The organism is Dyella sp. ASV21 (assembly GCF_016428975.1).
Taxonomy (GTDB): Bacteria; Pseudomonadota; Gammaproteobacteria; order Xanthomonadales; family Rhodanobacteraceae; genus Dyella.
Window position 1 is genome coordinate 38,084 of record NZ_JAELTT010000033.1, and the last position, 9,052, is coordinate 47,135.

A 9,052-nucleotide genomic window follows, 5' to 3' on the forward strand; every position below is an offset into this window, starting at 1 on the left:
ATGAGTCGGCGTCTGCGTGGAGGATGGGTGGCGTGCTTGATGGCGGCGGCGGGCGTTTGGGCGATGGTATCGACGGTGCAGGCCACCCAGCCGCCTGCGCTGGACGTGGTCCATCTCGCCATGGACGCACCGGCGGTTGCACCAGAACCACTCAAGGTCACGCTTTACCTGCCTCCGGGTTACGCGGCCGACGCCGCCATGGGGACACGCTATCCCGTGCTGTACGCCAACGACGGCCAGGACATGGCGGCGGTAGGCCTGGAGGAAACCCTGTCGCGACTTTACGCGCAGCACGCGATGGCGCCGGTGATCGTGGTCGCCGTCGATATGCTGAAGGATCGCGCATCCGGTTACGGGCTATCCGATCGAAGGTTGCGGCGCAGTGTGGTGGGTGACTCGCGTATCGGTCCGATCGGCAGCAAGGCTTACGACTATTCGCAGTGGCTGGCGATGACATTGGTGCCGTACATCGACGCGCACTACCGCACGAAGGCATGGGCGCGGGAGCGCGCCATGCTGGGCTGGTCATTGGGTGGGCTCAACGCGTTCAACCTGGGCTGGCAGTATCCGGAGGTGTTCGGTCAAGTCGGTGCGTTTTCGCCCTCGTTATGGCTGGCGGCCGATCGCAGCAATGCCGATGCCGTGGAAAACACCCGGCTGGCGCACGCCATGGTGCGGCAGGGCAAGGCGCCCGCAGGATTGCGGCTGTGGTTGTCGGTGGGTGGTCGCGAGGAAACCAGCGACCGTAACGGCAACGGCATCATCGATGCGGTTGAAGATGTGCAGGATCTCGTGCAGGGTTTTCGCGCGCCCGACGGCACGTTGCGCCCAGGCTTGCGCGATCTCGGTTATGCGGTGGACATGGGCGGCGCGCAGCATCCGGCTACCCATGCGGGCGTGGTGTTTTATCTGCTACCGGACGGCGAACACAATCAGGCCACCTGGAAGCGCGTATTGCCCGCGTTTCTGGTGTGGGCGTTTCCGGTGGCCGATGCCTCCTCGCGGGCCACGCAGGCCACGCGCTGACATGGTCGCGGCGGACCGGACGGCCTGGCGTCAGCGCTCGGCGGCGGCGAGCGGCGGATGGGCCGCGATACGGTTGCGGCCATCCGTCTTCGCGCGATAGAGCGCCGCATCGGCACGCGCTATCAGGTCGTCGGCGGTATCGGCCAAGCCTTGCAGGCTCGCCACGCCGAGACTCACCGTGGTTTGCACGGTATTGCCACGGAAATGCACCTGCAGGGTTTCGATGCGCTGGCGAATGCGTTCGCCGATCGACATGGCGTTGTCGTGCGAGGCACCAGGCAAGCCCACTACGAACTCCTCGCCGCCATAGCGCCCTAGCCAATCGGTGGGCCGAAGCTCGTCGGCAATCGACTCGGCTACCGCGCGCAGGCAGGCATCGCCCACCGGATGCCCGAAGCGATCGTTGATCGACTTGAAGTGATCCATGTCCAGGAACAGCAGCGCCAGCGGCTCGCGTTGCAGGCGCGCCTCGGTGATGCCGGTGTGCAGCCGCTTGACCAGGGCGCGGCGGTTGAGGATGCCGGTGAGCGCGTCGTGGTCGGCCAGGTGATGTGCCATGTCGCGCTCGCGGCGCGCCCGTAGCGAAAGGTCAGCCAGGCCAATGGTGATGACGATGCTGGCGAAGGCCATGGTGAATGGAAAGCCGTACTCCAGCCAGCGTGGCTGATCCAGCGACAGCAGCAGCTGGGCGACGCGCAGGAAAGTCAGCAGCACCTGCGGCATCCACGCGATGAGGAAGAAACGCGCCTGCCGTCCATGCCGCAACACTGCCAGTACCACCGTCCCCAGCGCCCACAGCGAGGAGAACATGAACCACAGGTTGAACGCATTGGCCAGCGCATGCACGCGTTCGGCAAACGGAAAGCACAGCAGCGGTGCGGCCACCAGATAAGGCCAGCGCATCCAGCCAAGCATGCGTGCCGCCCATGGAGTGATCTGGCGAAGCTCGCAGAATTCCAGGATGAAGGAGATCGACAGTGGCGCGCTGAGCGCCGCAAACAGCCACAGCGCATGCGGGCCCAGTGGCACCAACAGGCTGGCACCGGGCAGCTCATACATTTCGCCACTGACCAGCATCTGGTAGATCAGCTGGCACGCGGCGTAACCGATGAAATACACCAGCACGCGATCGCGCAACACCATCCAAAGGCACAGCGCGGCAAGGATCATGGTGAACTGCACGCTGGCAAACAGCGTGCACAGGCGAACGTGGGTGAGGTCGTCGGCCTGGTAGTTGGCAAGGTCGGTCAGTTCGGGCCGGATGGGCCGGGTAAAACTGTCGGCGGCGACTTGCACGTAGATGGGTTGTTCGGCGCGTAGACCTTGGGGCAGTTCCAGCGCCAGATGATGGCGCGAGAAACGCGGCGCCTTTTCAATCTGCGTGAACCACAGCGCTTGCGGACGGTAGTCCGGCGGCGCATACACCGTGATGCGAATGTAGGTGGCGCCCGAAAAACTCAGCACCGGCGCGGTGGCCTGGTTCCAGTCATGGGTGAGGGTGAGGCGATACCAGCGCTGGCTCTCCACCGCATTGACGGTGTAGGGCGACGCACTGGGATCAAAGGCGGCGTCGAGGCGGCCGCGCACCACATCCATAGGCGACGGAGCCACCCGGGTGGGCGGCAGCGCGGCGATCTTCAGTGCGGGTGCCGGCATGGCGGCTGGCGAGGCGTGCACCACGAGTGCGCAAAGCCCAGCGATCATGCACGCGAAAAAAAACACCACGGGTGTGCGATGCAGCATTCCCCCCCCTTTTTTATAACCCGGCCCCCAATTGCCGGTGATCGAACTCATCCGTTCCGTCGGGTGAGATCTCCCTGGACTCTATGTATCACGTTTTCCGGTCTGCCCGGAGGGCCGAAGTCGCACTTACGGCGCCCCAAAAGCGTATTCCAAACAGGCGTTTGAGCCATGGGTCGATCCGTGTGGCGGCAAGTTCTATGCTTGGCGCTTCATTGATGTGAGCAACCGTTGACCCATGGCAACGCAACAGGGGCATTCGTTGGAACCCCGAGCAGCGCATCGGCAGGATCCGCCGGAACTTGAATCGCACGATTTCATCCGCCATGGCACCCCGATTTTCCGACGAACCAATCTGGCGCTGTTTGCGGCCGGTGTGGCGACCTTCGGCCTGCTTTACTGCACGCAGCCGCTGATGCCGGAGTTCAGCAAGGACTATGGGGTCAGTGCGGCCACGGCGGCGTTGTCGCTGTCGCTCACCACCGGCGTGCTGGCGTTCGCCATGTTGTTCGCCGGCGGGGTGTCCGACGCCTGGGGTCGCAAGTCGGTGATGACGGCCTCGTTGCTGTCTTCCGCCGTGCTGGTATTGCTGACGGCATGGGTGCCCAATTGGCACATGCTACTCATCCTGCGCGCGCTGCTGGGCATCACGCTGAGCGGCTTGCCTGCCGTGGCGATGACGTACCTGAGCGAGGAAATGCATCCCGATTCCATCGGATTGGGCATGGGCCTGTACATCAGTGGTAACGCAATCGGAGGCATGGGCGGGCGGCTGGTGGCCGGCGTGCTCGCCGATTTCGTGGGCTGGCGCTGGGGCGTGGCGACCGTAGGGGTGATTGGTTTGGTGTCCGGGTTGTTGTTCTGGCGCAGCCTGCCACCGTCGCGCCATCACCTGCGTCAGCCTTTGCATCTGGGTCAATTGCTCGGTCGCTTCCGTCTGGCCTTTCGCGATGCTGGTTTGCCGTGGCTTTTCGCCGAAGGCTTCCTGCTGCTCGGGGCGTTTGTCACCGTCTATAACTACATTGGCTATCGCTTGCTGGCCGCGCCATATGCGCTGGGGCAAGCGGTGGTGGGTGCGATCTTCAGCGTCTATCTGATCGGCACTTTCAGCTCGGCGTGGATGGGGCATCTGGCCGGACGTCTGGGGCGTCGCAAGGTGCTATGGACCGCGTTCGCCCTGATGTTGCTGGGCGTGGCGTTGACGGCGCTATCGTCCTTGCCGTTGATCGTGCTCGGCATCGTGGCGGTGACCTTCGGTTTCTTCGGCGGCCACTCCATCGCCAGCAGCTGGGTGGGACGGCGCGCCGGCCATGCCAAAGCCCAGGCCTCGTCGATGTATCTGTTTTCCTACTACATGGGTTCGAGCCTTGCGGGCGCCACCGGGGGACTTTTCTACGCCGCCCATGGTTGGAACGGCGTGGTGTGTTTCGTGATGGCGCTGGTGTTCGCCGGCTTGTTGATTGCCTGGCGTCTGTATCGGCTTGCGCCGCTGCCGGGGCCGCCATCACCGGGCACCGAGCCACCCATTCCCCAATAAGTCATGCCCCGGTGAGTCATGTCCCATGCGTACTGATATCAAGATCGATGCCATTGACCATCTCGTCCTTACCGTCGCGGACGTGGACGCCACCTGCGCGTTCTACAAGCGCGTGCTGGGCATGCAGGAGGTGACCTTTGGCGAGGGCCGCAAGGCGCTGACGTTTGGTGCACAGAAGCTCAACCTGCATCAGCAGGGGAAGGAGTTCGAGCCTAAGGCACGACATCCCACGCCAGGATCGGTGGATCTGTGCCTGATCACCGCATGCGCCATGGATGACGTCATCGCGCATCTTGCGCATGAAGGTGTGCGCATCGAGGAGGGGCCGGTCATGCGTACTGGCGCACGCGGCCCCATCGAGTCGGTGTATTTGCGCGACCCTGATAACAACCTGATCGAAGTGAGTCGGTACGTCGCCTAAGCGATGTGGCGAAAGGCGAGGCACGCTGGCCTCGCCTTTCGCAGACCACGATGCCGGCTTATCGTGCTTCCGGCTTGAGCATGTCCTTGACCTGCTGGTAGTCGCCGTCATTGGCGGCGGGCGGCAGGTCGAGCAGGTGAGCCATCAGCGGATACACGTCCACGTTCGAGAACGACGGCACCGTAATGCCCTGGCGGAACGCCGGGCCGTGCGCCACGAACAGGGCCTGCATCTCCGGTGCCTGGTTGTCGTAGCCGTGCTCGCCAAGGCTGAGCTTGCCTTTGCGCTTGCTCACGAAGTCAGAGGTGGAAATGCGCCAGCCCACATCGGCCAGGCACAGCAGCTGCGGCACGCGCGGGTTACTGCCATAGGCGAGGCGAGCCGGCACGCGTGACTTGTCCCAGCAGGTCATGTGCTTCTGCGGCTTTTCCAGCTGCGCTTCGATCTTGGCGAAATCCTGGCCCGGCAGGGGATTGAGGCCGGCCAGCACGCCCAGGCTCACCACGTCCACGCGACGCAACGGGATCAGCTTGTCCAGCAGCACGGTCTGGTTCGCCGGCACCGGTGCCATGCCGTGGTCGGCCACCACGATCAGGTTGATGCGGTCCAGCAGGCCGCGCTGTTGAAGGCCTTGCACCAGATGGGCGAGGGCGGCGTCGGTGTCGCGCAGGGCCTGATCCACTTGCGGGGTATCCGGGCCATAGGTGTGGCCGGCGTGATCCACCTCGTCAAAGTACAGCGTGAGGAAGCCCGGGCGTTGTCCGGCGGGCAGATCCAGCCAGGCCAGCACTTGGTCGACACGCTGCGTGGGCGGAACGTTACCGTCGAACGAGCGCCAGTAGTCCGGGTGCTTTCCGTGGATATCCGCTTCCGAGCCGGGCCAGAACATGGTGCCGCTCTTCATGCCGTGGTTGCCGGCGGTCTCCCACAGCGGGGTGCCTTCCTCCCACCAGCGACCGTTGCCGACGGCATTGCGGTCGCTCAGCGAGAACTTGCCCAGCTCCGGATCGGACATTGTGTTGTTGACGATGCCGTGGTGGTCCGGACGCAGGCCGGTGACGATGGTGTAGTGGTTGGGGAAGGTCAGCGAGGGGAACGAGGGCTGCATGCCGATGGCCTGCACGCCCTGCTTGGCGAGGCTCGCCAGCGTGGGGCTTAGCCCACGTTCAATGTAGTTGGCGCGATAGCCGTCGATGGAGATCAACAACAGCGGGGCGGCAGCCGGTTTCGCCGTGGCGACGGTGGGCGCGGAGGGCGCTGCGGTCGGCTGCTGCGTGGCGCAGCCGGCTCCCAGCACCATCAGCGAACAGAGCAGCAGGCGAAACAGTATTTTCATGAGTGGGTCCGTACGATGTATGAAAACCCCATATCTTCGCGTAGTTGTATGACCATTACACGTGCCTTGCGAAATCTAGGATGGATCGTGAGTTTTCTACTGGCCGGCTGGACGGCGCAGGCGTACGCGCAGCAGTCGCCCGTATCGGCGTCGTCGGTTGCCGGCGCGGCGCGTCCCGCTTCAGTGAATGCCGTTCGCAGCGGAGCGGCTGCCTCGGGCACCAGGGTGGTCAAGGCGCCTGCTACGGCAGCCGATGGTGCCAAGACCGCACCCACGGCGCCTGCCGCGGTCGCTGAAGCGGATACCACGCGCACCGCGCCGCGCCCGCAGCAGCGACCGCGCGCGCCACTGGATCAATACCGGAACGCCGTGACGCCGCCCGTGGAAAATGGGCGCTAGGGCAGGACAGCCCGCTTAGCGAGCGCTGAGAAACAGATCGCCGTGGACGATGCGATCTTCCAGCGCCAACAGGTAGCGTTTGGTGGGCAGCCCGCCACCGAAACCGGTGAGGCTGCCGTTGCTGCCGATCACGCGATGACAGGGCAGCACGATGGGCAGCGGATTGCGCCCGTTCGCCGCGCCAACCGCACGCATGGCCTGCGGTTGCCCGATGCGCCGCGCCAGCTCGCCGTAGCTGATGGTGCTGCCATAGGGTATGCGGGCCAGCTCGTGCCACACCTCCAGCTGGAACGGTGTGCCAAGCGGACGCAAGGGCAGTGCGAAGTGTTGACGCGTGCCGGCGAAATATTCTTCCAGCTGCTGTGCGGCCTGCACCAGTGGATCGGTGGCTGCCCGCATCCAGCCGGGTTGCGGTGCGCGTTGATGCTTGCCGCTGTCGAACCAGATCTCGCGTAGCCCCTCGTCGTCAGCCACCAGGCGGAGCAGGCCAATGGGCGTGGGCAGGTCGTCGTACCAAAGACGCGGCATGGTGGACATCAGCGGACCTTTTTCGTGGGCGCAGCGGCGTCGCTGGTGCTGCGCCACAAATGTATTACGGCATAGGCGCGCCACGGACGCCACGCCTCGGCCAGTGCGGTGAGTGCCTTGGTGCTCAGTTCCGGGCCATCCGTAGCGGCCGCCCGGCGCAGGATCAAGTCGGCGGCGGGAAAGGCATCGGGATGGCTGAGCCCGCGCATGGCCAGATAGTGCGCCGTCCATTCGCCGATGCCGGGCAACGCTACCCAGCGCTCCACGAATTCATCCAGTGGCTGTTCGCTGCGAAAGTCGATGCGGCCATCCAGCAGCGCCTGTGCCACGCCACGCACGGTGGTGGCGCGTGCGCTGGTGAGGCCGATCTCGCGCAGATCCGCGTCCACCAGAATTTCCGGGCCGGGAAACAAGCGTTCGAGGCCCGGCACCGGAACGTCCGCCACCGGCGTGCCATAACGCTGCACGATGCGCGAGGCCAGCGTACGCGCCGCCGCCACGCTCACTTGCTGTCCAAGGATGGCACGCACCGCCATCTCGAACCCATTCCAGCTACCCGGCAAGCGCAGGCCGGGGCGCTTGCGCCATAGCGGCTTGAGCTCGGCGCTGTCCTTGAGCGCATCACCGATGGATTGCGGGTTGGCGTCCAGGTCGAACATGCGTCGCAAGGTGGTCACCGCGCCCAGCATGTGGCTCGGCTGCGGGCAATGCAGTTGCAGCCGCAAGGCGTGCTCGTCGCCGGGCCATGCGCTCAGGCGTAGCCACCCGGGTGCCTGGGCATCGCCGAATACACGCGCGTAGCTGTGATCGTCCACGGCTTCCACGCCCGGTAATGCGCGGCCACGCAGGAACGCGAGCATCGCGTCGAAGTCGTACGGCGGGCGATAGCCCAGGCGTAGGGTGATCGCATTCCCATCGATCCGATGCGGATGACGACGCAGTTCTCGCGGGGGCATGCGATTAGCTTGCAGGAACGCGGCATTGAAACGGCGCAGGCTGCCAAAACCCGATGCCAGCGCTACTTCAGTCACCGGTAGCGCGGTTTCGGTGAGCAACTGTTTGGCGAACAGCAGACGGCGCGTGGTGTGTACGCTGATGGGCGGAGCGCCCAGGCGCTCGACGAACAGGCGGCGAAGCTGACGCGCACCCAGCCCCACACGTTCGGCCATGGCGTCGACGCTAAGTTCGTCGAACCCGCCGCTATCCATCAGCTTGAGCGTGCGGGCGATGACGTGATCGCCGCGCTGCCAGGCGTCGTTGCCGGGCGCTAGTTCCGGGCGGCAACGAAGGCAGGGGCGAAAGCCGGCCGCTTCCGCCGCAGCGGCGCTGGCGTAATAACGTACGTTCTGCGGCTTGGGCGAGGGCGCCGGGCATACCGGTCGGCAATAGATGCGCGTGCTGGTGACGGCGGTAAAGAACAGGCCATCGAAGCGCGCGTCCCGACTCAGTCGGGCTTGTTCGCAGGTCCGCTCATCCGGCAGCGTGGGGTCAGTGTGGGATGACATGGCAGCAGGCTAGCACCGCATGGTGCCCCCGACTCGCCGTTTTCGGACATCTATGCTGAAGGGCCGCAGGCCCGTCGTCGACGCGTGTTGGGCGTGTGTTCGCCCATTCTGGCGGGTGCGGGTGTCGCAACCGCGCGGCGACGGCGCGGGCATCGCGCTTTGACGCGCTGCGGTTTGCGGGCAACGGCTCGGCTCGCCACAATCGAGGTTTCCTCCCTGGCTGCGATGCTTTCCATGAACGCTCCGACCCGTATCGACACCACGCGCACCATCCGTTCGCCCCGCGGCAGCGAACTCAGCTGCAAGAGCTGGCTCACCGAGGCGCCGTTCCGCATGCTGCAGAACAACCTCGACCCGGAGGTGGCGGAGAACCCGGCCGAACTGGTGGTGTATGGCGGCATTGGCCGCGCTGCCCGCAACTGGGAATGTTTCGATGCCATCCTGCGCGCGCTGCGCCAGCTCAACGACAACGAAACCCTGCTCATCCAGTCCGGCAAGCCGGTCGGCGTGTTTCCCACGCATGCGGACGCGCCACGCGTGCTGCTGGCCAACTCCAACCT

Annotated in this window: 8 protein-coding genes and 1 pseudogene; 5 read left to right on the plus strand and 4 right to left on the minus strand. The window is 65.0% G+C overall.

Features of this window, described 5'->3' with window-relative positions; translation table 11 throughout:
- Positions 1-1,026 carry an alpha/beta hydrolase-fold protein gene (locus JHD67_RS12615; protein ID WP_199099536.1) on the plus strand — a complete coding sequence of 342 codons (1,026 nt, stop codon included), beginning with the start codon at positions 1-3 and terminating at the stop codon, positions 1,024-1,026.
- Between the two features lie 30 nt (positions 1,027-1,056).
- Here JHD67_RS12615 and JHD67_RS12620 read toward each other — a convergent pair whose 3' ends face one another.
- Entirely contained in the window at positions 1,057-2,769 is a 1,713-nt protein-coding gene (locus tag JHD67_RS12620; RefSeq protein ID WP_199099537.1) for a diguanylate cyclase, read from the minus strand.
- Between the two features lie 259 nt (positions 2,770-3,028).
- Between JHD67_RS12620 and JHD67_RS12625 the strand changes: the two genes are divergently transcribed.
- Both JHD67_RS12625 and JHD67_RS12630 read left to right on the plus strand, forming a co-directional pair.
- Positions 3,029-4,303: an MFS transporter gene (locus tag JHD67_RS12625; RefSeq protein ID WP_233171859.1), complete on the plus strand. Its 1,275-nt coding sequence runs from the start codon at positions 3,029-3,031 to the stop codon at positions 4,301-4,303.
- A 37-nt stretch (positions 4,304-4,340) separates the two neighbouring features.
- The gene (locus JHD67_RS12630) at positions 4,341-4,724 is read left to right on the plus strand and encodes a VOC family protein (RefSeq protein ID WP_199099544.1); all 384 of its coding nucleotides are present in this window, start codon (positions 4,341-4,343) and stop codon (positions 4,722-4,724) included.
- A gap of 58 nt (positions 4,725-4,782) precedes the next feature.
- Here the strand turns inward: JHD67_RS12630 and JHD67_RS12635 are convergent, their stop codons facing one another.
- Positions 4,783-6,060: an ectonucleotide pyrophosphatase/phosphodiesterase gene (locus JHD67_RS12635; RefSeq protein ID WP_199099539.1), complete on the minus strand. Its 1,278-nt coding sequence runs from the start codon at positions 6,058-6,060 to the stop codon at positions 4,783-4,785.
- An 87-nt stretch (positions 6,061-6,147) separates the two neighbouring features.
- Here JHD67_RS12635 and JHD67_RS12640 point away from each other — a divergent pair, with 87 nt between their 5' ends.
- Positions 6,148-6,459 carry a hypothetical protein gene (locus JHD67_RS12640; protein ID WP_199099540.1) on the plus strand — a complete coding sequence of 104 codons (312 nt, stop codon included), beginning with the start codon at positions 6,148-6,150 and terminating at the stop codon, positions 6,457-6,459.
- 15 nt (positions 6,460-6,474) lie between these two features.
- Here the strand turns inward: JHD67_RS12640 and JHD67_RS12645 are convergent, their stop codons facing one another.
- Both JHD67_RS12645 and JHD67_RS12650 read right to left on the minus strand, forming a co-directional pair.
- The gene (locus tag JHD67_RS12645) at positions 6,475-6,996 is read right to left on the minus strand and encodes a methylated-DNA--[protein]-cysteine S-methyltransferase (RefSeq protein ID WP_199099541.1); all 522 of its coding nucleotides are present in this window, start codon (positions 6,994-6,996) and stop codon (positions 6,475-6,477) included.
- Positions 6,996-8,492: a DNA-3-methyladenine glycosylase 2 gene (locus tag JHD67_RS12650; RefSeq protein WP_199099542.1), complete on the minus strand. Its 1,497-nt coding sequence runs from the start codon at positions 8,490-8,492 to the stop codon at positions 6,996-6,998. Before JHD67_RS12650 ends, JHD67_RS12645 begins: the two co-directional genes overlap by 1 nt.
- A gap of 234 nt (positions 8,493-8,726) precedes the next feature.
- Between JHD67_RS12650 and JHD67_RS12655 the strand changes: the two are divergent.
- Positions 8,727-9,052 (plus strand): annotated as a pseudogene (locus JHD67_RS12655) (urocanate hydratase); the annotation flags it as partial.